General features: G+C 51.4%; 21 protein-coding genes and 1 pseudogene. 10 read left to right on the forward strand and 12 right to left on the reverse strand.

Features of this window, described 5'->3' with window-relative positions:
• Positions 1-67 precede the first annotated feature (67 nt).
• Positions 68-823: an SDR family NAD(P)-dependent oxidoreductase gene (locus JHL22_RS13380; RefSeq protein WP_189384434.1), complete on the reverse strand. Its 756-nt coding sequence runs from the start codon at positions 821-823 to the stop codon at positions 68-70.
• A 229-nt stretch (positions 824-1,052) separates the two neighbouring features.
• Between JHL22_RS13380 and JHL22_RS13385 the strand changes: the two genes are divergently transcribed.
• Entirely contained in the window at positions 1,053-1,871 is an 819-nt protein-coding gene (locus JHL22_RS13385; protein ID WP_189384433.1) for a siderophore-interacting protein, read from the forward strand.
• Between the two features lie 84 nt (positions 1,872-1,955).
• Here JHL22_RS13385 and JHL22_RS13390 read toward each other — a convergent pair whose 3' ends face one another.
• Positions 1,956-2,258 (reverse strand): monooxygenase, encoded by a 303-nt coding sequence (locus JHL22_RS13390; RefSeq protein WP_189384432.1) that lies wholly within the window; start codon positions 2,256-2,258, stop codon positions 1,956-1,958.
• Between the two features lie 190 nt (positions 2,259-2,448).
• On the opposite strand from JHL22_RS13390, the gene JHL22_RS13395 reads away from it, so the two are divergent.
• From JHL22_RS13395 to JHL22_RS13405, 3 genes are read left to right on the forward strand one after another with little or no spacing between them, the layout of a single operon-like run.
• Positions 2,449-3,891 (forward strand): aldehyde dehydrogenase family protein, encoded by a 1,443-nt coding sequence (locus tag JHL22_RS13395; RefSeq protein WP_189384431.1) that lies wholly within the window; start codon positions 2,449-2,451, stop codon positions 3,889-3,891.
• A 39-nt stretch (positions 3,892-3,930) separates the two neighbouring features.
• Positions 3,931-4,908, forward strand: a complete 978-nt coding sequence (locus JHL22_RS13400; protein ID WP_189384430.1) for a Bug family tripartite tricarboxylate transporter substrate binding protein — start codon at positions 3,931-3,933, stop codon at positions 4,906-4,908.
• A 36-nt stretch (positions 4,909-4,944) separates the two neighbouring features.
• Entirely contained in the window at positions 4,945-6,621 is a 1,677-nt protein-coding gene (locus JHL22_RS13405) for a thiamine pyrophosphate-binding protein (protein ID WP_189384429.1), read from the forward strand.
• Here the strand turns inward: JHL22_RS13405 and JHL22_RS13410 are convergent.
• The 4 genes from JHL22_RS13410 to JHL22_RS13425 form a co-directional block, all read right to left on the reverse strand.
• Positions 6,618-7,592 (reverse strand): LysR family transcriptional regulator, encoded by a 975-nt coding sequence (locus JHL22_RS13410; RefSeq protein ID WP_200238480.1) that lies wholly within the window; start codon positions 7,590-7,592, stop codon positions 6,618-6,620. The two genes, JHL22_RS13405 and JHL22_RS13410, sit on opposite strands and share 4 nt — an antisense overlap.
• A 9-nt stretch (positions 7,593-7,601) precedes the next feature.
• Positions 7,602-8,453 carry a universal stress protein gene (locus JHL22_RS16155; RefSeq protein WP_200238483.1) on the reverse strand — a complete coding sequence of 284 codons (852 nt, stop codon included), beginning with the start codon at positions 8,451-8,453 and terminating at the stop codon, positions 7,602-7,604.
• A gap of 14 nt (positions 8,454-8,467) precedes the next feature.
• Positions 8,468-9,955, reverse strand: a complete 1,488-nt coding sequence (locus tag JHL22_RS13420; protein ID WP_200238485.1) for a SulP family inorganic anion transporter — start codon at positions 9,953-9,955, stop codon at positions 8,468-8,470.
• An 82-nt stretch (positions 9,956-10,037) separates the two neighbouring features.
• On the reverse strand, positions 10,038-10,775 hold the full coding sequence (locus tag JHL22_RS13425) for a tellurite resistance TerB family protein (protein WP_200238488.1): 738 nt from the start codon (positions 10,773-10,775) through the stop codon (positions 10,038-10,040).
• Between the two features lie 182 nt (positions 10,776-10,957).
• Here JHL22_RS13425 and JHL22_RS13430 point away from each other — a divergent pair, with 182 nt between their 5' ends.
• From JHL22_RS13430 to JHL22_RS13440, 3 genes are all read left to right on the forward strand, one after another.
• Positions 10,958-11,761: a helix-turn-helix domain-containing protein gene (locus JHL22_RS13430; RefSeq protein ID WP_200238490.1), complete on the forward strand. Its 804-nt coding sequence runs from the start codon at positions 10,958-10,960 to the stop codon at positions 11,759-11,761.
• Positions 11,762-11,950: 189 nt separating this feature from the next.
• The gene (locus tag JHL22_RS13435; protein WP_200238493.1) at positions 11,951-12,619 is read left to right on the forward strand and encodes an AzlC family ABC transporter permease; all 669 of its coding nucleotides are present in this window, start codon (positions 11,951-11,953) and stop codon (positions 12,617-12,619) included.
• Complete coding sequence (locus JHL22_RS13440) at positions 12,612-12,923, forward strand: AzlD domain-containing protein (RefSeq protein ID WP_200238495.1); 312 nt, start codon at positions 12,612-12,614, stop codon at positions 12,921-12,923. The genes JHL22_RS13435 and JHL22_RS13440 overlap by 8 nt, the downstream gene beginning before the upstream one ends.
• Before the next feature lie 104 nt (positions 12,924-13,027).
• Here the strand turns inward: JHL22_RS13440 and JHL22_RS13445 are convergent, their stop codons facing one another.
• Entirely contained in the window at positions 13,028-13,993 is a 966-nt protein-coding gene (locus JHL22_RS13445; protein ID WP_200238497.1) for a DUF8451 domain-containing protein, read from the reverse strand.
• Positions 13,994-14,074: 81 nt separating this feature from the next.
• Between JHL22_RS13445 and JHL22_RS13450 the strand changes: the two genes are divergently transcribed.
• Positions 14,075-15,633 (forward strand): IS3 family transposase gene (locus tag JHL22_RS13450; RefSeq protein ID WP_200238502.1). Its coding sequence is split into 2 segments (ribosomal slippage): positions 14,075-14,528 and positions 14,528-15,633, totalling 1,560 coding nucleotides; the frame shifts between segments, so codons are not numbered across the junction.
• 36 nt (positions 15,634-15,669) lie between these two features.
• Positions 15,670-16,314: pseudogene (gene tnpC / locus JHL22_RS13455) on the forward strand (IS66 family transposase); the annotation flags it as partial.
• Between the two features lie 334 nt (positions 16,315-16,648).
• Here the strand turns inward: tnpC and glmS are convergent.
• Entirely contained in the window at positions 16,649-18,481 is a 1,833-nt protein-coding gene (gene glmS / locus JHL22_RS13460; protein ID WP_200238505.1) for a glutamine--fructose-6-phosphate transaminase (isomerizing), read from the reverse strand.
• 168 nt (positions 18,482-18,649) lie between these two features.
• Here glmS and JHL22_RS13465 point away from each other — a divergent pair, with 168 nt between their 5' ends.
• Positions 18,650-19,114: an Lrp/AsnC family transcriptional regulator gene (locus tag JHL22_RS13465; protein WP_200238507.1), complete on the forward strand. Its 465-nt coding sequence runs from the start codon at positions 18,650-18,652 to the stop codon at positions 19,112-19,114.
• Here JHL22_RS13465 and JHL22_RS13470 read toward each other — a convergent pair.
• The 4 genes from JHL22_RS13470 to glmU all read right to left on the reverse strand — a co-directional run bounded on the left by JHL22_RS13470 (position 19,101) and on the right by glmU (position 23,854).
• The gene (locus JHL22_RS13470) at positions 19,101-20,168 is read right to left on the reverse strand and encodes a glycosyltransferase family 4 protein (RefSeq protein WP_200238510.1); all 1,068 of its coding nucleotides are present in this window, start codon (positions 20,166-20,168) and stop codon (positions 19,101-19,103) included. The two genes, JHL22_RS13465 and JHL22_RS13470, sit on opposite strands and share 14 nt — an antisense overlap.
• 115 nt (positions 20,169-20,283) lie before the next feature.
• Positions 20,284-21,075 (reverse strand): glycosyltransferase family 2 protein, encoded by a 792-nt coding sequence (locus tag JHL22_RS13475; protein WP_200238513.1) that lies wholly within the window; start codon positions 21,073-21,075, stop codon positions 20,284-20,286.
• An 8-nt stretch (positions 21,076-21,083) separates the two neighbouring features.
• Positions 21,084-22,481 (reverse strand): MFS transporter, encoded by a 1,398-nt coding sequence (locus tag JHL22_RS13480; protein ID WP_200238515.1) that lies wholly within the window; start codon positions 22,479-22,481, stop codon positions 21,084-21,086.
• Positions 22,478-23,854: a bifunctional UDP-N-acetylglucosamine diphosphorylase/glucosamine-1-phosphate N-acetyltransferase GlmU gene (gene glmU, locus JHL22_RS13485; RefSeq protein WP_200238518.1), complete on the reverse strand. Its 1,377-nt coding sequence runs from the start codon at positions 23,852-23,854 to the stop codon at positions 22,478-22,480. Before glmU ends, JHL22_RS13480 begins: the two co-directional genes overlap by 4 nt.
• Between the last annotated feature and the right edge of the window lie 97 nt (positions 23,855-23,951).

Below are 23,951 nucleotides of genomic sequence, written 5' to 3' on the forward strand. Positions count from 1 at the left end.
GGGCACCTTGTTGTTGGAAAGCATTGCTTGCCCGTTACCGGGCAAGCAATGCTTATAAAACAGGCCGTTAAACGGCGGTGTAGCCGCCATCAACCAGCAGGCTGGTGCCGGTAATGAAAGAGGCATCGTCACTGGCCAGGAACAAAACGGCGGCAGACACTTCTTTGGGTTCACCCATGCGGCCAATCGGGTGCAGGGCGGCAATACCGGCACGGATTTCCGGTGTAATGGTTTCGGTTAAGGGGGTGTTGATATACCCGGGGCAAACCATGTTGCAGCGGATACCTTCCTTGGCATGAGAGGTGCCTACCATTTGGGTGAGCATTTTGACGCCCCCTTTAGCGGCAGAGTAGGCGGTTAGTTTGTCGCGGGCTACCATGCTGTGGATAGACCCATTGTTGACAATGGCACCGCCCGTGCCCTGTTTTTTAAATTGCTGGACGGCATATTTATCGCAGTAAAAAACACCATTCAGGTTGATGTCGATAATTCTCTGCCAGTCTTTGCTGTCCAGTTCATCGACATTGGCTTCGATATTGATGCCGGCATTGGCAAAAATGACATCCACCTTGCCGTATTGTTCCACCGCTTGCTCAAACAGGTTCTTGACTTCCTCTTCATTGGAAACATCGGCCTTGACAAAAAAAGCCTGCCCACCCTGGGCGGTGATTTTGTTAACCACGGCCTGCCCTTGTTCGATGGAAATATCGGAAACAATCACTTTTGCACCTTCAGCCGCAAAAGCCATGGCGGCAGATTCGCCCAGGCCACTGGCTGCACCGGTAACAATGACTGCTTTATTGGTGAAACGGTTATAACTCATTGCAAATCTCCATTAAATGAAAGAACTGTCTGGTTGACAGTATTATTTAAGTATAAACGATGCGTTTTTCAGGAAGAAAAATAGCCTTCGGTATTTGGCAGGCAAGCGTGAAGGTACTTTTTAACACCTTGTTTTTTCAAGGGATTAATTAATAATGATTCTCATTTGTGATATATTATCAGTTGACAATAGTAAATAACCCTATACGGGCTACTGAATGAGATTGTAAATGACAGAAATTACCCTTGATACACAGAAGCAGCAACACCCCATTAAAATGCGTTTGCTGCAAGTTAAACGAATTACTTCGTTAAGCCCGTCAATACGTCGCATCACCTTAAGTGGTGATGACTTGAACGGTTTTCTTTCCGCCTCTTTTGAGGATCATATTAAATTATTTTTGCCCGACTCCCCCGGTGAAAAGCCCCATATGCCGGTGTTGGGGGAAAAAGGGATGGAATTTGCGCCAAATCGCCCCAAGCCGCTTACCCGCGACTATACACCACGCCGCTATAATCCCGACACCAACGAATTGGATATTGACTTCGTGTTAAACCATGAAGGGCCGGCCACCCGCTGGGCAAGCCAGGCAGAGGAGGGGCATTACCTGGGCGTGGCCGGGCCGCGCGGTTCATTTGTGATTCCTGCCGGTTTTGACTGGCACTTGCTGATGGGTGATGAAACCGCCATTCCGGCGATTGCGCGCAGGCTTGAAGAATTGCCGGCGTCGTGCAAGGCGATGGTTATTATCAAGATTGCCAGTGAGGACAGTAAAATACCGTTGCAGGGCCAATGCGATTTTGAGGTTCGCTGGGTACAGCAAGACAGTGATTTTGCCAATAAAAATGAAGCTGAACTGCTGGCTGCCTGTTTGGGCGATATTGTTTTGCCTGCCGGAGAAGGCTATGTATGGGCGGCAGGCGAGTACAGCGATATTAAGGCCTTGCGTGAATACATGATTGATCAGTTCAAAATTGATAAAAAGCGTATTCGTGCCAGTAGTTACTGGCGTAAATCACAGGTTGCCACGCATACGAATTTTGAGTGACATAAAAGCGGCTGGGGGAATCAAATCCAGCCGTGTTTGTATAAAATCATTAATAGTGTAAGGGTCTTGTCTTACAGACTGCAGTTAAAGCGGTGCATTGTCAATTCTGGACAAATCATCATTCACAGCGAATATTTTTCCGTTCACATGGGGAATGCCAAATCCTTTTAAACGAGCGGTGTGCATGTCCAGATAGGCTTGGGCACTGGGTTTGTCCTGAAACAGGTAAATGCCGCCGGCCTCATTGGCACTTTCATTTTCTGTCCATATTTTCCAGATCAGACCGGGTTCTTGCGCAATGGACTGGGCCAGGTCATTCATTATTTTGCTCATTTCCTGGCCCCAGGGGCCGGTGTAGGGGAAGTCAACTTGAAGCAGGTGTCTCATGGTTTCATGATTCCGTAGTGAGTGGTGGAAAGCAATAGTGTACTACCTGAAACCGCTTCCTCCAATGGGATGCAAAGCTGGTATGTAGCAGATGCATGGGTGGATTCATTGGCATGCCATATACTGCAAAACCATAAGGCTGCGGTGGCATTTTTTCACCCGTAGTCCGGTTTCAAATTATCGGATCCATATGCGTACACAATTATTCAAGAATTACATCGGTGGTCAGTGGGTGAGCGCCGAATCAGTCAGTACTAACCGTAATCCCTCCAATATTAACGACATCGTCGGCGAATTCAGCCAGGCGGATCTGGGGCAGACGAAAGCTGCCATCCAGGCTGCCAGGGATGCCTTTCCCGCCTGGGCCATGTTCCCCATGCAGGAACGTTCCAATATTCTTGCCCGTGCATCAGCAGAAATTCTGGCGCGCAAGGATGAGCTGGGGCAATTGCTGGCACGCGAAGAAGGTAAAACATTACCCGAAGCCATTGGCGAAGTTGCTCGAGCCGGGCAAATATTCGGCTTTTTTGCCGGAGAGGTTTTGCGCATGGCAGGTGAGAAACTGCCTTCGGTACGAGCGGGTGTAGACGTCGAAATTACCCGTGAGCCGCTGGGGGTTATTGGCATTATCACGCCATGGAATTTTCCCATTGCCATACCGGCATGGAAGATTGCGCCTGCCCTGGCATACGGCAATACGGTGGTGTTCAAACCGGCCGAGCTGGTGCCAGCGAGTGCATGGGCTTTGGTGGATATTCTGGTAAGGGCGGGTTTGCCTGCCGGGGTGCTTAATCTGGTAATGGGGCGCGGCTCGGTCGTTGGCGAGGAAATCGTGACTAGCCGGGAGGTTGATGGGGTGTCCTTTACCGGGTCGGTTGCAACAGGGCAATCTATTGCTGCCAAGGTCGTGGCGCGCATGGGTAAAGTGCAGCTGGAAATGGGAGGGAAGAACCCATTGGTGATTACTGACGATGCCGATCTGGATGTTGCCGTTGAGTGCGCGATCCAGGGTTCCTATTTCTCTACCGGCCAGCGTTGTACGGCTTCTTCACGGCTGATTGTCACGCCCGGTATTCATGACCGTTTTGTTCAGGCCATGCAGGCACGCTTGTCTGCCGTGAAAGTGGGCGATGCCCTGGCCACAGGCACCGATATTGGCCCTGTAGTCGATCAGAATCAACTGGAAACCGATCTGTCTTATATCAATATTGGCGTGGAAGAAGGAGCGCGATTGCTCCATGGCGGCGAGCGTTTGCAACGCCAGCATGATGGTTTCTACCTGTCACCCGCCTTGTTTGTGGATGCGGACAACACTATGCGCATTGCGCGGGAAGAAATCTTCGGGCCGGTTGCTGCGGTGATTCGTGCCAATGATTATGAACACGCACTGGAACTGGCTAACGATACCCAGTTTGGGCTGTGTGCCGGGATCGTTACCACTTCACTGAAATTGGCAACGCATTTCAAACGTCACGCACAGGCCGGTATGGTCATGGTGAATCTGGCTACGGCAGGGGTGGATTATCACGTTCCTTTTGGCGGCCGCAAGGGCTCCAGCTATGGGCCACGTGAACAGGGCAGGTATGCCGCCGAGTTCTACACCACCGTGAAAACCGCCTATGTGAATGCCTGATTGGCATGCTTTATAAAAATTTGATTCAAGGAGAAGACAATGCATAAAAAATGGAAAATTTTATTGGCGGCAACTTGCATGGCAGGTGCCGTTTTAAGCAATACCGCCAGCGCCGATACGTACCCCTCTCATGCCGTAACGATGGTTGTGCCATGGCCGCCCGGTGGTCCTTCGGATATTGGTGCCCGTCCTTTGGCCGCGCATTTGCAGAAGATGCTGGGCCAGTCTGTGGTCATTGACAACCGTGCCGGTGCGGGCGGCAATATCGGCAGTAATATGGTTGCCAAGGCCAAACCGGATGGACATACTTTACTGCTGTCATCCAGCGGGCCTTTTGTGATTAATCCCTATATTTACGCAAAAATGCCCTATGACGCGGAAAAGGACTTCACGCCAATCAGCAATCTGCTGCAGGTACCGCTGGTGCTGGTGGTGAATCCTTCCGTTCCGGTGAATAACCTGCAGGAGTTGCTGGCATACATTAAAGAAAAGAAAGGTGATTTTCAATGGGCATCTGCGGGCAATGGTACGACCCAGCACCTGACCGGCGAGCTTTTCAGAATGACGGCCAAACTGGATATGGTGCATGTGCCTTACAAGGGTACCGCACCGGCGATTACCGATCTGCTGGGCGGACACGTGCCAATGATGTTTGACAGCACCATTGCTATCGTGCCACACATTAAAGCTGGCAAGGTACGGCCTATCGCGATTTCCAGCCCCGAACGCTCGCCATTATTGCCTGAGGTTCCTACCTTTGCCGAAGCCGGTTTGCCGGGTGTGGAAGCATCGGCCTGGTATGGCCTGTTCGCTCCTGCCAATACGCCTGCCGAGGTTGTGAACACGCTTAACAAGGCCACGCTTGATTTCATGCAAACCAGTGAGTATAAGCGCATTCTTGATGAAACCGGTTCCCGGCCGGTAGGTGATACGCCAGAAAATTTTGCGGCTTTTGTGAAACAGGAAGCCATTAAATGGAAAGACCTTGTGCAAGCCACCAACACCAGACTCGATTGACGAGTTTCCCGTAAATGATTGAAGTAGATAAATAAAATGACGACTGCCCAAACACTTGATACCGCTTCCCGCAATGGCGGCCAGATTCTGGTTGATGCACTGCGCCACAACCAGGTTGATACCGTGTACTGTGTGCCCGGAGAAAGTTTCCTGCCGGTACTTGATGCCCTGCATGATGCCACGCAAATCCGCACCATCGTGACCCGCCATGAAGGTGCCGCTTCCAATATGGCCGATGCCTATGGCAAATTAACCGGCAGGCCAGGCATTGCTTTTGTGACCCGTGGGCCGGGTGCGACCCATGCCAGTAATGGTGTGCATACCGCCAAACAGGACTCGACCCCCATGATTCTGTTCGTGGGACAGGTTGAAACCACCATGAAAGAGCGTGAGGGTTTTCAGGAAGTAGATTACCGCCAGGTGTTTGGCAGCCTGGCAAAATGGGCTACCGAGATTGAAGATATTGAACGCATTCCCGAAGTAGTGTCGCGTGCTTTCAGTGTTGCCATGTCCGGTCGGCCCGGGCCGGTGGTGGTGGCCTTGCCGGAAGACATTCTTTTCAATGCCGCTGCCGTGGCAGATGCCCCTCCTGTGCGTATCAGCCAGGCGGCACCTGCACAACACGACCTTGACGAACTGGCCCGTTTATTGGAACAGGCAAAGAAACCCTTGCTGGTGGTGGGTGGTACGGGCTGGACGGAAAATGCCACCCGTGATCTTGCCCGTTTTGTTCATACTTATAATTTACCGGTTACAGCTTCGTTTCGCCGGCAGGATCTGTTTGATAACCGTGATGCGCATTATGTGGGGCAGTTGGGCTTGGGCACATCGCCACAGCTGGCTGAATGCGTAAAGCAGGCCGATCTGTTGCTGGTGCTGGGTTCTCGCCTGACGGATACACCTACTGCCGGGTATAGCCTGGTGACATCGCCCGGCCCCGGTCAGACATTGGTTCATTTGCATGTTGATCCGGCAGAGCTTAACCGTGTCTTTGTGGCCCATTTGCCTATCAATACCAGCATGCCTGCCGCTGCTGCGGCGTTAGCCGGTTTGAAACCGCAGGCTGAACCCGCCTGGCGTGCCTGGACAGAGGCAGCCCGTGCCGATTACATCGCGCACTCTACTCCGCTGGCACCCGTAGCGGATTACAAGGGGGTGGATATGGGGGCAGTGGTAGCGCATTTGAATAATGTGCTGCCCGATGATGCGATTATCGCCAATGGCGCAGGCAACTATACCGTCTGGGTGCACCGCTTTTTCCGTTACCGCCAGCCCGCCACGGAACTGGCACCCACCAATGGGGCCATGGGCTACGGTTTGCCGGCAGCGATTGCGGCCAAGCTGCATGCACCGGAAAAAACCGTGGTCTGTTTTGCCGGTGATGGCTGCTTCATGATGTATCCGCAAGAACTGGCCACTGCCATGCAGTTTGGCGCGCCAGTGGTGGTGATTGTGGTAAATAATGGCATGTTCGGCACTATACGCATGCACCAGGAGAGGGAGTATCCTGGCCGGGTATCTGGTACAGCGCTGTCTAATCCGGATTTCGTGACGTTTGCCCATGCTTTTGGGGCCTATGCCGAACGGGTACAGGAAACCACAGACTTCCCGGCCGCTTTTGAACGTGCCCTGGCTTCAGGCAAGCCCGCCTTGCTGGAACTGTGTACTGACCCGGCACAGATTAACCCGCAGTTGCGCCTGGCGTCTGTTTAAATGGAGGGCGGTACGCCGGGTTGATGCCCGGATTGTAAAGCGGCATCAAGCTCTGTGTCCGGCCAAAGTCTATTCTGAACCAGATCAATCACGGTTTCCTTGATGATCTGGTTGATTTGCCAGGTTTCTGACGACTCTCTTGGGGTTTTACCCATTAACAGCGCCACGCAACGGCTGATGCCCGGTTCGGTAAGACGGTAGGTTTTCAGCCGGCCGGCATTCACATCCTCAATCACCGCTGCCAGTGGCAGGATGGTGCATCCACAGCCATCCATCACCAGTTGTTTGGTCATGGTGGTGGAGCCATCGCATTCCAGGGCCAGTTTCAGGCTGAAACCATGTCGTGCCGCTACGGTTTCGGCCATGAGACGTATGCCATGATGGGTGCTGGGCAGGATAAGGGGGATGTCAGCCAGCTGGCTGACCGGGATGCTATTGGCGACAGGAATCGTGAAATCAGGCGGGGTGATCAGCCAGATGCCTTCATGCAGCAAAGGGTCATAAGACAAGGCACCGGCGTGTTCAGGACGATACAGTAACAGCAGGTCAATCTCGCCATCATTCAGGTTGCTTAACAGCTGGTTGGCCAACCCTTCTATGAAACGAATTTGGGTATTGGGATAACGGCCCCTGAAAGCATGGTAAAGCTTGCCGAATGTCATCCTGGCAATCGTCGGCTGGGCACCTATGCGCAGCCTGGCGGGCCCGGTTGCCGTACCTTTTTGCATGGCCCGCATGGCAGTTTCAAGGGTGCTGGAAATGGTTTGCGCATAAACCATTAATTGCTGCCCGCGTTCAGTGAGCATCACACCACGGCCACTGCGATGGAACAGGCGGCCTCCTACCTCGGATTCCAGCAGGCTTACCCGCCGGCTCACGGTAGACTGGTCCATCCCTTTTTCAATGGCTGCTCGGGAGATGCTGCCTGCGTGCACAACCGCTGCAAATAGTGCCAAATCATCGGAGTTCATAAGGAGATTTTAACGCAGTAACAGGACCGGTTTTGTTGAGCGGGTAATGAGCCTGGTGGTGGTGCTGCCAATAAAAAACTGGCGTATTTTTGAGTGGCCATAGGCTCCCACCACGACCAGGTCTATCTGATGCAATGCGGCATAACTCATGATTGATTTATCCACTTCACCGTCCAGCGTGTTTGTGGTGACGGTAAAATCTTGTGATTCCAGTTGTTCTTTGGCCCAGGACAGCTGGTTTTGTATTTCCTGGCTGGGCTGGCCCACATAAACCAAATAGGCGGTCAGCCCCTTAAGAAGCGGGCTTGATGCAATTTGTTCAATACATTTTCTTGCCGTCGGGCTGCCATCAAAAGCCACCAGAAAAGATTGGGGCGTCTGGAATGGAGAAGTGGCGATCAATACCGGTTTATAAATCGCACGGACAACATTTTCAATTTGCGTCCCGATTTTGTCGGAACGCAATTCGGTTTGCGTGCCGTGTTTCCCCATTACCAGTACACGGATATCTTCTTCCAGTACAACCACTGTTTCCAACAGGCTACCATGGCGCTGGAAACCATGAGTTTTAAGATTAAATTTATGTAGCAGGTATTTGCCGGCTTCTTCAAGCAAGACCTTGCCATGCTTGATTTCAATTTTTCCCTTGCGCTCTTCCAGTTCAACCAGTTCCTGCAACAGCGTTTCCCGGCTGCCAAAACCAATGGCGCCACTTAAATCTTGCGGGGCCTGGGCCTTGGGGGAATCAATAACATGCAAAAGTTCAAGGGGTGCATTCAGTTTATGGCTGAACCAGGCGGCGTAATCACAAACGGTATGGGTACCGGGTGAGCCATCAATACATGCAATAATTTTTGACACGGTTTAAGCTCCTTTTAGTGCTTGCCCAATTGATCCAGGGCATCCGGTTTAAGGTGAACGCCGAATTTTTCAATCATGGTCTGGCTTGCTTCATTCATGCCAATCACGTTTACTTGCGTACCTTCACGCTTGAACTTGATGACCACTTTATCAACGGCTGCCACCGCGGAAACATCCCAGAAATGAGCCTGGCTGATATCAATCACGACGTGTGAAAGCGCTTCCCTGAAATCAAATGCCGCTGTGAATTTTTCGGCAGAACTGAAGAAAACTTGCCCCTTAACCACGTAAGTACGCGTGTTTCCCGTGTCATCCAGGGTTGATTGGACAGACATGTAGCGTTCAATTTTATTGGCAAAAAACAAAGCCGACAGCAATACGCCAATCAGCACACCATAAGCCAGATTATGGGTGGCAACCACAACAGCCACCGTTGCAATCATAACAATATTGCTTGAGAGCGGGTAGGTGCGAATATTTTTAAGTGAATCCCAGTTAAACGTGCCAATTGATACCATGATCATGACAGCTACCAATGCCGCCATGGGGATGACCTTTAACCAGTCACTAAGAAAAACCACCAGAATTAACAGGAAAATACCGGCACAGAACGTTGATAAACGGGTGCGGCCTCCCGATTTCACGTTAATCACCGACTGGCCAATCATGGCACAACCGGCCATGCCACCCATGAATCCGGCGGCAATATTGGCCACCCCCTGGCCCTTGCATTCGCGGTTTTTATCACTGGAGGTGTCTGTCAGGTCATCAACAATCGTGGCGGTTATCATTGACTCAAGCAAACCCACGGCCGCCAAGGCAATGGCATAAGGAAAAATAATGTTGAAGGTTTCAAGGTTTAAGGGAATGTCGGGAAGCAGGAAGACCGGCAGCGTGTCGGGTAACTGCCCCATATCACCAACGGTACGGATATCCAGTCCCAGGATGATCGCCACCAATGTCAGCACCAAAATTGTGACCAAGGGTGAAGGAATTAAGGAGCCAATTTTAGGAACCAGCGGGAATAAATAAATAATGGCCAGCCCTGCTGCCGTCATGGCATAAACAGGCCAGGTCACATTCGTCAGCTCGGGCAACTGCGCCATGAAAATAAGGATGGCCAGTGCATTGACGAATCCAATCACGACCGATTTGGAGACAAACCGCATCAGCTCAGCTAATTTAAGGTAACCCGCGATAATTTGAATGACACCGGTCAGGATTGTGGCTGCCAGCAAATATTCCAGGCCATGTTCTTTGACCAAGGTGGTCATTAATAAAGCCATGGCTGCTGTGGCGGCGGAAATCATGCCTGGCCTTCCACCAAAAAAAGAGATGACAACAGCGATACAGAACGAGGCGTATAAGCCGATTTTGGGGTCTACCCCGGCAATAATGGAAAAGGCGATGGCTTCAGGTATTAAAGCCAACGCAACCACCATACCCGACAGCACATCGCCACGGATATTCGAGAACCATTGTTCTTTGACATTGGAAAACATAGGAATAGGAATCCGTAATGAAGTTTGGCCCCGCATTATAGACCGGGTTGAACGGGACCGCGCTGTTTTATGGCATAAGCGCTTATTGCTGCAGGCTTAAGGCCGAATTCTCCAAATGGGTTTTCAGGCTTTCTTCCAGACCCAGCTGGCGTGCCAGTTCGTCTAAATAGGCTCGCTCCATGAAACTGTCGGCACCGTTAACCAGCACGCTGGCCATATACGCTTCGGCAGCCTGCTCGGGGGTTTCCACCAGTTTGGCGATGGCAGCCGGGTCGGCTGGGCTATTGATTTGGGCACGAATCCAGGCATGCTCATCGGGTGAGGCATTCAATCGATCAAATTCGGCTTCCAGCAAACGCTGTTCGTCGGCATTGATATGGCCGTCAGCCTTGGCAGCGGCAATCATTGCCATCAGAACCAGTTTGCTGTGCTGCTCCAGTTCGGTGGCAGGTAGCTGGTTGAATGCCTGGGTTTGATAGGTGATTTGTGCAGGAGCTGGTGCGGCAACCGGCTGGCTGGATGCTTGCGGTGCCTGGGCTTTGTTTTCTTTCCACTGGCCATAAGCATGGTAAGCCGCCGCCCCTAAAGCGGCTACGCCGCCATAAGTGGCCACCTTGCCACCGATTTTCCTGAACTTTTTGTTACCCATTAATAATGCCAGTGCTCCACCGGTAAGGGCGCCACCGGCAAAACCCTTAAGGCCGGACGAGCCGTTTGAGTTGGATGCGGTAGAGGCAGGGTTGGCCTGGGATGTGTTTTGACCAGAGACCAGGCCCTGTGCCGATTGCATCAATTGCTGTAAAACGTTCTGTATTGACATGTGTCACTCTTTATTTGAAAAAAACGGTTTGGATTAGATGCCAACCTGCATAATTAGTTCATGGTTTCTCGTGATTGAAGATGATTCGCTCTTGGGCCAGGAGTTTCAGGATATATGGAATCAAGCTTGTAAATAGTTTTTTTATGGATATTGCAGGCTATATTGAAAATTTGGATGGCTAAATGAAAGCAGCAAAGGACTGGACAAAGGTTTCGCACCCAACTGAAAAAATAGAAAGGATGGAGGCTTTCTTTTCCGGTTATGGATTTGCGCCTCACAGACACGATACATACGCCCTTGGCATTACCCTTAATGGTGTACATAACTTTAACTATCAGAAGTCCATGCGACATAGTATGCCGGGCAATGCAATTGTGATACATCCAGATGAGCCCCATGATGGAGAGGCAGGAACTGAAGCGGGCTTTCATTATAAAATTCTCTACATTCAGCCTGAGATAATCCAGCAAGTACTCGGGGGTAAGCCTTTGCCATTTATTTCCGGGGGGATTTCAACAGACCAGCGCGTTATCTCTGCTATTGCCAGGATGCTTTCCAATCTTGATTTTCAGTTAGATAGTCTGGAAGAAGATGATGGCATATATGATATCGCGCAGGCTCTTAATGATGTATCGTGTAAAAAGAAACAGCGCAAAAAATTAAATTATAAAGCTGCCGATTTGGCCAGACAGTTCATGCTTGATACCCTCAATGAGGCCGTTACCATGGATCGCCTTGAACAAGTCTCCGGCGCTGATCGCTGGAGCTTGTCGAGAGATTTTCGTGCTTTGTTCGGAACAAGTCCTTATCGGTATTTGAACATGCGCCGTCTTGATAAGGCCAAAAGTATGATCATTACCGGGATGGCGTTGGTTGATGTCGCTGCAGCTTGTGGCTTCACAGATCAAAGTCATATGACACACCATTTTTCCAAGGTTTATGGATTGCCTCCTGGTCGATGGGCTACTCTCATGCTTCGCAATTAGCTTCAAGTTTGCACGATCATACAAGACGCTTTGGTTTTTTTATCATTAGAATGACTCTGGATTCTAAAAAAATACCGAGTGTTTGTTTTGCACATTTCGATTTATTTTTTGGGGTCAGGATGGGATCTTTTTGTCCATGTAAAGGGGTAAAGATCTCCTGCTTCTGTCAAGTTAGTTGGAACATAAATCATGCCGTCTTTTCGCAGGGTGCTCCCATCCGCTATTGCCATTATTCCAGTGAGTATGCTTTTTGGTATTCTGGCGTATCGGGCAGACTGGAGTTATCTTGAAATTCTGGTCGCCGGGTTTCTTGGTTTTACGGGTAGTGGCCAGTTTGCCTTGTTGCCGCTGGCAGAGGCTAATGCCGGCTTCCTGACAATGCTGGTTATTTGCGCATCTATTAACAGTCGATACTTTCCAATTGCATTCACCACAACTAAAAGGTTGCCAAAGACATTTTTTGCCAGAATGTTTGTTGCTCACATACTTGGTGATGAGGCTTACGCCACGGAAAAAAATAGCGATACGGTTAAAGAGACAGTCTGCATTCGATTGACTATTTTCGTATTCTGGGTGGTTTCTGGCGTAATAGGAGCCATGATTGCGAAGGCCATTCCCAATGCTTGGCTAAGCACAGATATCCACTTGGGGTTCCCGGCCAGCGTTGTGTTGGTTCACCTGTCTGTCTCACAGATAAAGATGCGGGTATCTGGTATTTTTCATATGCAGTTGGTGATGGTAATTGCTTGCCTGTTATCGGGCACTGCCTTCTACTTGTTGTTAGGATCAACTTATTTTTGGATGCCGGGCATAATCATTGTGGCTCTTATTTTGGATAAATGGAAAAAGTATGAATGAGGGCATAATCACGGCCATCTGGGCACTTTTTTTTACGAGTTTGCTCGTCCGGGTGTTACCGGTGCTCTTCGACTTTCAATTTCCTGAGAAGCTAATAAAGTGGATGGAGAGGATTCTACCCTCAGCCGTTTTTCTAAATTTTATCGTATATATTTTTTTGCAGGAAATGCAGGTTTCAATGATTCCTGCAATGGTATCTCTAGGCATTACAGCTATTCTGGCCTGTTTAAATCGCGGCGGGCTATTTACGGGTGTATTGGGCGGTTGTGTATCGTATTACTTATTGAGCGCTGTTTTGGCCTGATGCAAAGGGTGGCTGGCAGGATTTTTCTACTTAATGATTAGTTATTTGCACTGTTTGGCGCCGAGGTGGTATACATTCCCATGCGGAATACATATTCTCGTAAATCAACTGGGCGATAAGACCGCCAGTGAGTCGATGATGGGAGCGTCCAGTAAAGGGGAAATCAGGCAATCCTGTTCATTACGATGAAGCGACTCTGTGCCTGTCGTGGTAGTAAGGTCTTTTGCAGTCTCGTTATTACCGGAGCTGGTCACAGAGACAAACACCTGTTCTGGTGAAACCGGGGCAGAACCAGATAGGTAATATACCTTGTCACGGGATCTGCCTTGAGATTGCAACATGCCTCTTAATGTATTCAGTACAGATTCGGGTAGTAAATCGAGCATGTGTAATTTCAGCAAGGTCTGCTCGGGTAAGTCTTTCTCTCGCAATAATGGTTGACGCCAATGTTGGCTCTGCCAGCCACTGAAAATCTTGGGTATCCCTGAGCCCCCACGCTCTCCCAAACCTATTAGCAGGAACATTTGGTGCAAAGTGCGGTTGCGGCAGTCACTTTCACCACCGCGAATAACTTGCTCTACGGGTAGACGCAGACCACCGGGGTTGCGAAATCCAAACATATTGGGGCGCTTCACGACAAGAACAGATAATCTCCCTGTGTAGTCAGCATGTACTAATGTATTAACCAGTGCTTCACGCAAGGCGACATGAACTGGCGTATCCTCTTTGCGTTGGCCGTTTTTTATACTGAATGGAACTTTAAGTTCCGCTATTAGTTTGCGGTATACACGCCGATAAAAATCAAACAGGTTGCCAGACCAGGTGCCATCAGGCACCAAGCGATCGACCCAGCACAATTCCGTTTTCGCTTCTGGCTGTTCCTGATAATCCAGGAAATAATATGGAAACGCTTCCTGAATAGATGACCAGCGGCCAAACATCAGTAGTCCAGCCAGTGTCAGTCCTTCTTTACCGGTGGTGCGATCACGGCGCCAGCCGCGCAGACTCTGTAAAAAAGCAAAATCATCCTGCTCAAGGTAGGGGTGTCCGGGTTTTTCATCCTTAAGCATTTGACGGTAAATGCGCCCCCTGTGTCAGGATAGTTGTCACCCTCCCATTTCAACTAAAACAGGCGGTAAAGGACACTCATCATGGCCCGTTATTCCCATGAACGTAAACAAGCGGTACTTAATAAATTACTCCCCCCTTACAACCTGACGGTTGCCGAACTGGCCCGTCAGGAAGGCATTAGTGAAGCAACCCTTTATAATTGGCGTAAACAAGCCAAATCAGAAGGACGCCCTGTGCCAGGATCTAAACCCAAATCAGAACAATGGTCAGCCCAAGCCAAGCTGGCGACCGTCATTGAAACCGCTACACTGTCTGAGGCGCAGCTCAGTGCGTATTGCCGTGAAAAAGGGCTTTATCCTGATCAGGTCAAACGCTGGAAAGAAGAGTCCTTACAAGGCTTTGAGCGCAGTGCCGAGCAAGAGAAGGCTTTGCGTAAGCAGGCACAGAATGACCGTCAGGAGATTAAAAAACTGCAGCGTGAATTACGGCGTAAGGACAAGGCCTTGGCTGAAGCGGCTGCCTTGCTGGTGCTGCGAAACAAGCTCAATGCGCTCTGGGACAACAGCGACAGCAACGAGGAAGAATGACCTCAACCCCAGAGCGCCAAGCCATCATCACGCTGATCCAACAGGCCAATGCCGATGGTGCCCGCCTGGTCCGGGCCTGCTCAGAGGCAGATATCTGTCTGCGCACCTATCGACGCTGGGTCCAAGCCGGTGCCGTGCAGCACGACAAACGCCCTACAGCCGTCAAACCGGCACCGGCTAACAAGCTCTCACCGCAAGAGCGTGCAGACATCGTCGACATCTGCAACCGCTCGGCATACAGCCAGTTGCCACCCAGCCAGATCGTACCTGACCTGCTGGACAAAGGCATTTATATGGCCTCGGAATCCACCTTCTATCGTGTGCTCAGCGAGGTTGGGCAACTGCATCACCGTGGCCAAAGCCTGATACCCCAGCGTCGGCACGAACCGACCACCCACCAGGCCAATGGGCCCTGTGAAGTCTGGTGCTGGGATATTACTTACTGTCCTTCAAGGGTACGGGGGCAGTTTTACTATCTCTATCTGTTTGAAGACCTGTACAGCCGCAAGATCGTGGGGTATGAAGTCCATGAGGCTGAGAGCGGTGAATATGCTGCTCAACTGCTTCAACGTTGTCTGTTGCGTGAGCAATGCCTGCATCAACCCCTGATTCTGCATTCAGACAATGGGGCGCCGATGAAAGCACAAACCATGAAGGCCAAACTCGAAGAATTAGGCGTCTTGCCTTCCTACAGTCGTCCCCGGGTCAGTAATGACAATGCATTTGTGGAGTCCCTGTTCAGGGTGCTGAAATACCGTCCACAGTGGCCATCATCTGGGTTTGCTTCGCTGCATGAGGCACGGCAATGGGTTGAGCGCTTTGTCAGCTGGTACAACACCGAGCATCGTCATAGCAAACTCAACTTCGTGACGCCCCAGCAACGGCATAACGGTAAAGACACTGCATTACTGGCTCAACGCCAGGCAATACTGGAGCAGGCCAAGCTGCGTAACCCCTCACGCTGGGGAACACGCCCAGTCAGAAATTGTGAGCCGATTGGACCTGTCACGTTGAACCCTGAAAAAGAGATGAAGATGCAACAAGCTGCTTAAGACAAAAAACAGTGACAACTACCTTGACAAACACCGCATCCGCAAACCCACCTTAAAAACTTCGAAGGTATTTTACAGGCCGATGTCTATGCTGGTTACAACGAGGTATACCGAACCGGCAAGGTTATTCAAGCGGGTTGTTGGGCCCATGCCCGACGCAAGTTCCATGATATTCATGTCCATCGGCCCTCAGACATCACCCATCATGTGCTCACTCAAATTGGCCGTCTGTATGAAATTGAGGCCGGTATCCGGGGCAGTCCACCACAAACTCGTCAGGCCGAGCGCCAGAGCAAGTCATGGCCAATTGTGCTTGCCTTGCATGAGTGGTTCATGCAGCAGTTGCCGACCCTATCACGTAAATCCGTAACGACCGATGCCATCCAGTATGCCCTTAACCAGTGGCAGGCCTTGACACGCTATCTGGATGATGGGGAAATCGAAATCGATAATAACGCTGCAGAACGAGCCTTGCGCGGCGTGTCTGTTGGACGCAAGAATTACTTATTCCTGGGTTCGGATGCGGGTGGTGAGCGGGCGGCAACGCTTTACAGTTTGCTGGGCACGGCCAAACTGAACGGGATCAATCCCGAGGCGTACCTGTGTCATGTGCTGTCGGTGATTGCTGACTATCCGGTTAATCGCATCGACGAGTTATTGCCCTGGCGAGTGCAGCTGTAAAAAACAAGTTTTAAGCTGTCAATACGGTATGGGGCGGAGCGTTACTTTAGGAGGGAGGTTAAGCTGATATGTTCATGAGAGGGAAATGGCCAGCAGGGGATAGGGTGGTACTAGGCTAAGTGGCAGGTCGGCTACGGTTATTAACCCGATAAATGAATTTTAGTTTCTAACTATTTTGTCATTTTTGATTTTCGTACTAACTTATGACGCCACACCTAGTTCCCATCTATTTTGTCACTTTTACCTAAACAGCCCTCAAAAACAGCCATTTTCACCCCTCCCAGTTCCCAACTATTTTGTCCGCCCACAAGCACAATTAGTTCACCGCCCCGCCTTACTCCACCGTCACACTCTTGGCCAGATTCCGGGGTTTATCCACATCGGTCCCCCTTACGCAAGCGGCATGGTACGACAGCAACTGCAACGGAATGGTATGCAGTATGGGTGACAGCTTTCCATAATGTTCCGGCATGCGAATCACATGCATGCCTTCGCTGTTCACAATCTTTGAATCGTTATCGGCAAACACATACAGCTCGCCACCCCGGGCGCGTACTTCCTGCATGTTGGATTTGAGCTTTTCAATCAGTTCGTCGTTGGGGGCGATGGTTACCACCGGCATGTGTTCGGTGACCAGGGCCAGCGGGCCGTGCTTCAGTTCACCGGCGGGGTAGGCTTCGGCGTGGATATAGCTAATTTCTTTTAATTTTAAAGCACCTTCCAGGGCAATCGGGTAATGCATGCCACGGCCCAGGAAGAGGGCGTTTTCTTTGCTGGCGAAGCGGTCGGCCCAGGCCATGATTTGTGGCTCCAGTGCCAGGACGGCACTGATGGCGGTGGGCAGGTGGCGCAGCTGTTTCAGGTAATCGGCTTCTTTTTCTTCGCTAATGCGGCCTTTCACCTGAGCCAGGGCCAGCGTAAGCAGGAACAGGCCCACCAGCTGGGTGGTAAAGGCTTTGGTAGAGGCGACGCCAATTTCCACGCCGGCCCGGGTAATGAAGTTCAGCTTGCATTCGCGTACCATGGCGCTGGTTTGCACGTTGCAAATGGTCAGGGTGTGTTCCATGCCCAGTGAACGGGCGTGCTTCAGGGCGGCCAGGGTGTCGGCGGTTTCGCCTGATTGGGAAATGGTCACGACTAATGATTTGGGGTTGGGTACGCTGTCGCGGTAGCGATATTCGCTGGCAATTTCCACATTGACGGGGATTCTGGCGATGGATTCAATCCAGTATTTGGCGGTCAGGCCGGCATAAAAGCTGGTGCCGCAGGCCAAAATCAGGATGTTATCAATGTCTTTAAAAATCTTGTAGGCATCGTCGCCGAACAGGTCGGGTGTGATGTTGTCAATATCTTGCAGGGTATCGCCCACGGCACGGGGTTGTTCAAAAATTTCTTTTTGCATGTAGTGGCGGTACGGGCCCAGGTCGGCTGCAGCCGTATGGGCGTGAACGGTGTGAACCCGGCGTTCTACCGGTTTGCCATGGCTGTCAATAATCCATACCTTGGACAGTTGCAGGTCTATCACGTCGCCATCTTCAAGATAAATGATCTGGTCGGTAGTGCCGGCCAATGCCAGGGCGTCAGAGGCCAGGAAGTTCTCGTTGTTGCCCAGGCCTACTACCAGGGGAGAACCCTGGCGGGCACCCACCACGCGGTGCGGTTCATCGCGGCAGAAAACCGCCAGGGCATAGGCCCCTTCCAGGCGACGCACGGCCTGCTGCAGGGTTTCAAAAAGGTCGCCGTTATATAGGTGGTTAATCAGGTGGGCAATTACTTCGGTATCGGTCTGGCTTTCAAAGGCATAGCCAAGGGCTTTGAGCTCATCACGTAGCTCATCGTGGTTTTCAATAATGCCGTTGTGCACCAGGGCAATGCGGGGTTCACCCTTGTCCTGGCCCGAGAAATGCGGGTGGGCGTTGTGGGTGGCAGGCGCGCCGTGAGTGGCCCAGCGGGTGTGGGCAATGCCGGTAAAGCCGCTGAAGTTGTCTTCCTTGATCAAGGCTTCCAGTTCTGCCACGCGCTGCGTGCTGCGGGTGCGTTTAAGCTGCCCGTTTATATACAGGGCAACACCGCATGAGTCATAGCCACGGTATTCCAGACGCTTAAGCCCTTCTACCAGGATAGGGGTAATATCTCTTTGCGCAACAGCACCAACGATTCCACACATGAGAAAACTCCGTTCGGATAAGTAAAGATTGTATTTTGCACTGTATTGGAAGAAATTAAATTTCTAAATTAATAGATTAATAACGGAATATTTCATATAAACCATTGTTATTAATATAATTTCATTTATTATTTAAATATGTAATTTAATTTCAAATGGCAGGAAGTCATGCTTGAATTGGATGAGTTAGATAAGCGCATATTGCAGCAGTTGCAAAAAGACAGTTCTTTAACGAACCAGGAATTGGCAGAAAAAGTGCATGCCTCTGCCCCTACCTGTTTGAGACGGGTGCGCCGTTTGCAGGAAAGCGGGGTGATCCAGAAACAGGTGGCCATTGTAGACCCGCAAAAAACCGGGAGTACGCTAACGGCGATTGTTGAAGTGACCCTGGATGTGCAGACGGCGGAAGCCAATACGGCGTTTGAGCAAGAGGTGAATGGGGAAACGGCGGTTTTACAATGCTATCGCGTTTCAACGGGGCCGGATTTTATCCTGGTGATCCAGGTGGCAGATATGCCGGCCTACCATGAGCTGGTGCACCGTTTGTTTACAGCCCGCAAAAATGTTCGTAATGTGCGCACGTTTTTTTCAGTCCACCGCAGCAAGTTTGAAACCTATATTACTGATTTTTAGCCAGCAATTGCGTATACGCCTGCAGGTAACGTTGCCCCATTTTTTCTACATTATGTTCGTCAATGACGTAGGTGTAGGCTTTTTCAGCCATGCTGGCAGCGTCTTCAGGGTGGTCCAGCGTGGTATTGATGCCTTCGGCCAGCGCCTGGCTGTCACCCACGTCACAAAGAATGCCCCGGCCATCGGCCAACACTTCTTTCAGGCCACCCGCGTTGGTGGAAACAACCGGTACGTGCTGCAGGAAGGCGTCAAAGACACTGCCGCCCACCCCTTCAAATTTGCTGCTCATGACAAAGACATCAAGGGCACTGTAATAGTCTTCTACCTGTTTGCGAAAGCCAGCCAATAAGTAAACGTTTTCAAGGGACAACTCTTTGATCAGGGCTTTGCAGGCCTCAGATTGATCGCCATCGGCCCCAAAATGCAGGAAAACAAAGTCTTGCCTGATGCGGTTCAAATGGCCAATCGCCCGTATCAGGGTTAAAGGGTCTTTTTCCGAGGTTAGCGCGGCTGCGGTGGCCAGGATTTTTTTATCTTTCAGGTTAAATTCCTGTATAAGTGCCCCGGCTCTTTCCTCATTGGCGGTGTAGGTCGCCGGGATGGCACTGGGAATCACAATCGAGTCTACGCCCAGTCGCTTGGGCTCTTCTGTGGAGGCTTTGCAAACCGAGACGAACAGGTCCACCCGTTTCCATTTCAGGGCGGTGATTTTTTCTTTGTTTGGGGCGATATTGAAAGCGGTGCGGCGGGTATAGACTGCTTTGGTGTGGTGAAACAGCTTGCTCAGCACCAGCCAGGTAAGCGTATTGGCCGTTTGCGAATGAATGATATCGAAATGCTTTGCATGACGGATTAAAAATGGTAGCTGTTGCCAGGCTTTTGACAGGGTGTATATGGTGAATCCTTCAGCCATTGCCTGTTGCGAGAGCGCATTGTTTGCCCGTGTCAGTAAGGCTACTTCATGCCCGGCCTTGCGAAATTCCTGCATGCTGAACAAGGTCTGGCGTTCACCGCCACGCCAGCCTTTTTCAAAATTCATTTGCAATATTTTCATGAGTACTCCTGAGCGATCACCGTCAAACCATCTTTGCGGAAATCGTAAAATGTATTTTTTTATTGTGCCGCAAATGTGTTGTGCATTCCTGGCAGCCAGGGTTAATGCAGGGATTTTATGGCCTGTTTTCTTTTTTCTTTTCCCTGTTTTTCAGCCAGAGAATGGCATGTTTGTTAAAAACGGATTGTACCGAGAGCACCGCCAGCAGCAGTCCGGCCTTGCCATCCAGAAAACCGCGCTTGATAAAGTAGGTCCTGAAAAACCGGCCAATCGTGTGAATCATGACCGAGGTCAGGCTGTTTTTCTTGCCCTTGCGAAAACGCTGTTCGGCCCAGGCTTCGGCATAGTTGGCTGATTTAAGCAGGTATTCGTGCAGATTGTTGTAGGTGTAATGCAGCAGGTCGCCTTTAAGCTGCTTTACTTTTGCGCCAGCCGGAATAATAACGTTTTCATGAACCAGCGCGTCATCAAAACGGGTCAGGGTGGTGGGGTAAAAACGCTCGACATAGCCAGGATACCAGCCGCTGTGATGAATGAACTGGCCAAAGGCCCAGCTTAGGCGGGCCACTTCAAAAATGGTGTTTTCAGGCGGGTTGGCCAACACTTCCCTAAGGCTGGCAGCCAGCTCGGGCGTGAGCTGTTCATCGGCATCGATCCACAATAGCCAGTCTGCCGTCACGTACTGCTGGGCAATCTGGCGCTGGCGGCCAAAGCCGGGCCATTCCTGGTTCACATAAAACTTATCGGTGTAACGGCGGGCAATGGCTTCGGTCTCATCGGTGCTGCCTGAATCAAGAATAATGATTTCATCGGCAATGTCCTTGACCGAGTCCAGGCAGGCAGCCAGCATGCGGGCTTCGTTCTTGACAATCAGGGCAACAGCCAAGGTGGTTTTTTGAGTGGTCATGGTGGAGTTTAAATAACTGCTGTATCCAGTTTTTTGATAAAGCGCAGCAGGTTGATGACAACGGCAATAATAATAATGCCTGCCGCAATGACAAGCGCATAGATGGGCCCCTGGCTTTCGCTGAAAGTAAAGCACAGGGCAACAATACCAGCACCAACACCCTGGCCAAACAGACGGGTGGTGGCCTGCACGCCGCCGGTGGCACTGCTGCGGTGATGGGGGGTGGAAAGCAGCATGGCCTTGTTGTTGGGCGTTTGGAAAAAGCCAAAACCCATGCCGGTCAGGAACATATAAAAGCTGATGAGCGTAAGGGGAGCCGGAACCGGCAGGAATAACAGGCCTAATATGCCAATGGCCATGATGAGGGCACCTGTGCCAGCCAGCAAAGAAGCCGGAAAACGGGCGGAAAGCCGTGCGGCCAGCGGGGCGATGACAATGCTGCCAATAGGCCAGGTGCTGAACAGGATGCCAACGGTTGTCAGGGACAATTCAAGCGAGCGCTGAAAATAAAAAGGCAGTACCAGCATGGCGGTGGTGGAAGCGGCAAAAGTGAGGGCCGAAACCATGACGGCATACCTGAAAACAGGAATGCGGAACAGGTCGACCGGTACCAGCGGGGCCTGTTGTGGCGCCGAACGGCGGACCAGTAAAATGGCGCAAACGGCGGAGCAGAGTAGGGCTAGGCTTGCCGCCCAGGGCATGTTTCCGGCTTCATCAAGACCCCAGATAAACAGGCCGAAAACCAGCATGTTAAGCAAGGCGCTAATGTAATCGAAGGGAGCCTTGATGGTTGGAATGAGGGGCAGGAAACGGGCAGCATAAAGCGCCAGCAGGCAAAATGGAATCGTGAAAACGAAAATCCAGCGCCATGGGGCAATGGCAATGATGAATGCGCCAATGGATGGGCTAAGAACCGCCATCAGCCCCACAATCATGGCATTCAGGCTGATGCCGGTGGCCAGTTTGTGGGGCGGGTAAATATTGCGTACCAGGCCGCCAAACAGGCACATGACCGAAGAAGAGCCCAGACCCTGTATGACCCGGGCCACAATCAGGGTTTCCAGGCTTTGGGCGATCCAGCATAATACGGCACCCGCCATGAAGACGGCAATGCCAATCCGGAACATCCGGGTAATGCCAATGCGCTCGGAGATTGCTGAAAACGGCAATAGCGTGGAGATAATGGCAATGGTGTAGGCATTGACAATCCAGACCGACGATGACGGGAGAATGCCCAGCTCTTGGGTAATGGTGGGCAGGGCAATATTGGCGATGCCCGCGTCAAGGACAGTAATGCTGATGGCAATGAGCAATGCCATGGCGGCCCAGTACCGGGCCGGGGTGGGCAGTCCGGCTAGTTTTTTGGGTGCCGGTGATGGGGGAGGCGCTACAGATGGGGTGCTCATGCTTTTTTATCGGGGCGTTTCCAGTTTAGTTTGCTTTCCTGTTTCTTGGGGCTCAATGTCAGGGCATCTGCGGGTGCGGCCTTGACCAGTGTGGTGCCTGCGGCCAGGGTTGCGCCCTTATGGACGGTTACCGGTGCCACCAGCTGGGTGTCAGAACCAATGAAAACGTCATCTTCGATAATGGTCTGGAATTTATTGACGCCATCGTAGTTGCAGGTAATGGTGCCGGCACCAATGTTAACGCGCTGCCCAATTTGGGCATCGCCCAGATAGCTCAGGTGGTTGGCCTTGCTGTTGGCGCCCAGGGTGGTTTTTTTCAGCTCAACAAAATTGCCGACATGCGAGTGTGCGCCCAGTTGGGTGCCAGGACGCAAGCGGGCATAAGGGCCAATAACAGCCTGTTCTGCCGCTTCGGCTTCTTGCAGGTGGCTGAAAGCCTCAACCCGGGTGCCAGTGCCCAGTTTGACATCACGCAATACGCAGTGCGGGCCAATCCGTACGCCATCGGCCAGCGTTACATTGCCTTCAAAGACACAGCCCACGTCAATAAAAACATCCCGGCCGCATGTCAGGTTGCCGCGCAGGTCAAAGCGGGCCGGATCAGCCAGGGTTACACCGGCTTCCAGCAGGCGTTTGGCCTGTTCGGCCTGCCAGGCGCGTTCCAGCTGGGCTTGTTGAATGCGGCTGTTGACGCCTAGCGTTTCCCAGGGAAAATCGGGTTGGGCGGCACCAACGGTTACACCATCCTGGACGGACAGGGCAATGACATCGGTAAGGTAGTACTCACCCTGGGCATTGTTGTTGTTAATGCGGCCCAGCCAGTTTTTGAGTAGTCCGGTGGGAGCGGCAAGAATGCCGGTATTGACTTCAGTCACGGCGCGTTCTGCTTCGCTGGCATCCTTGTGTTCAACAATACGGATAACATTGCCCGCTTCGTTACGAATAATGCGGCCGTAACCGCTTGGGTCAGGCAGGGTTTCTGTTAAGACCGCTACCCCTTGCTCACGGGCTTGCAGCAGGCGTTGCAGGGTTTGTGCCTGAACCAGCGGCACATCGCCATAAAGCACTAGCGTGGTGTCTTCAGGGGCCTGGCCGCCTGTCAGGAAAGGCACGGCCTGCTGAACTGCGTGGCCGGTACCCTGCTGGGGTTGCTGAAGTGCAAATTCAATGCCCGGTATATGGGCAAAATCGGCTTTCACTGTTTCGGCGCCATGACCCACCACAACGGTAATGCGGGTGGGGTCCAGCTGCATGGCACTCTCTATGACATGCGCCAGCATGGGTTTGCCGGCTAGTGTATGTAAAACTTTGGGTAAGTCCGACTGCATGCGTTTGCCCATGCCGGCGGCAAGAATGACGATATTGAGTGACATAATATTGTGTAGTGAGGCGTTATAAATAATGAGTAGCGAATTATTGCTTACTTTAACCGGAAACCGCACTTTACAGCCGCGGTTTCCGGTATGCCGG

The sequence above is a fragment of the Advenella mandrilli genome, from assembly GCF_016595155.1.
In the GTDB taxonomy this organism is placed as follows: domain Bacteria; phylum Pseudomonadota; class Gammaproteobacteria; order Burkholderiales; family Burkholderiaceae_B; genus Advenella; species Advenella mandrilli.

Coding starts and splice junctions, on each gene's coding strand:
- JHL22_RS13380 (WP_189384434.1), bottom strand. CDS start 823: ATGAGTTATAACCGTTTCACCAATAAAGCAGTCATTGTTACCGGTGCA.
- JHL22_RS13385 (WP_189384433.1), top strand. CDS start 1,053: ATGACAGAAATTACCCTTGATACACAGAAGCAGCAACACCCCATTAAA.
- JHL22_RS13390 (WP_189384432.1), bottom strand. CDS start 2,258: ATGAGACACCTGCTTCAAGTTGACTTCCCCTACACCGGCCCCTGGGGC.
- JHL22_RS13395 (WP_189384431.1), top strand. CDS start 2,449: ATGCGTACACAATTATTCAAGAATTACATCGGTGGTCAGTGGGTGAGC.
- JHL22_RS13400 (WP_189384430.1), top strand. CDS start 3,931: ATGCATAAAAAATGGAAAATTTTATTGGCGGCAACTTGCATGGCAGGT.
- JHL22_RS13405 (WP_189384429.1), top strand. CDS start 4,945: ATGACGACTGCCCAAACACTTGATACCGCTTCCCGCAATGGCGGCCAG.
- JHL22_RS13410 (WP_200238480.1), bottom strand. CDS start 7,592: ATGAACTCCGATGATTTGGCACTATTTGCAGCGGTTGTGCACGCAGGC.
- JHL22_RS13420 (WP_200238485.1), bottom strand. CDS start 9,955: ATGTTTTCCAATGTCAAAGAACAATGGTTCTCGAATATCCGTGGCGAT.
- JHL22_RS13425 (WP_200238488.1), bottom strand. CDS start 10,775: ATGTCAATACAGAACGTTTTACAGCAATTGATGCAATCGGCACAGGGC.
- JHL22_RS13430 (WP_200238490.1), top strand. CDS start 10,958: ATGAAAGCAGCAAAGGACTGGACAAAGGTTTCGCACCCAACTGAAAAA.
- JHL22_RS13435 (WP_200238493.1), top strand. CDS start 11,951: ATGCCGTCTTTTCGCAGGGTGCTCCCATCCGCTATTGCCATTATTCCA.
- JHL22_RS13440 (WP_200238495.1), top strand. CDS start 12,612: ATGAATGAGGGCATAATCACGGCCATCTGGGCACTTTTTTTTACGAGT.
- JHL22_RS13445 (WP_200238497.1), bottom strand. CDS start 13,993: ATGCTTAAGGATGAAAAACCCGGACACCCCTACCTTGAGCAGGATGAT.
- glmS (WP_200238505.1), bottom strand. CDS start 18,481: ATGTGTGGAATCGTTGGTGCTGTTGCGCAAAGAGATATTACCCCTATC.
- JHL22_RS13465 (WP_200238507.1), top strand. CDS start 18,650: ATGCTTGAATTGGATGAGTTAGATAAGCGCATATTGCAGCAGTTGCAA.
- JHL22_RS13470 (WP_200238510.1), bottom strand. CDS start 20,168: ATGAAAATATTGCAAATGAATTTTGAAAAAGGCTGGCGTGGCGGTGAA.
- JHL22_RS13475 (WP_200238513.1), bottom strand. CDS start 21,075: ATGACCACTCAAAAAACCACCTTGGCTGTTGCCCTGATTGTCAAGAAC.
- JHL22_RS13480 (WP_200238515.1), bottom strand. CDS start 22,481: ATGAGCACCCCATCTGTAGCGCCTCCCCCATCACCGGCACCCAAAAAA.
- glmU (WP_200238518.1), bottom strand. CDS start 23,854: ATGTCACTCAATATCGTCATTCTTGCCGCCGGCATGGGCAAACGCATG.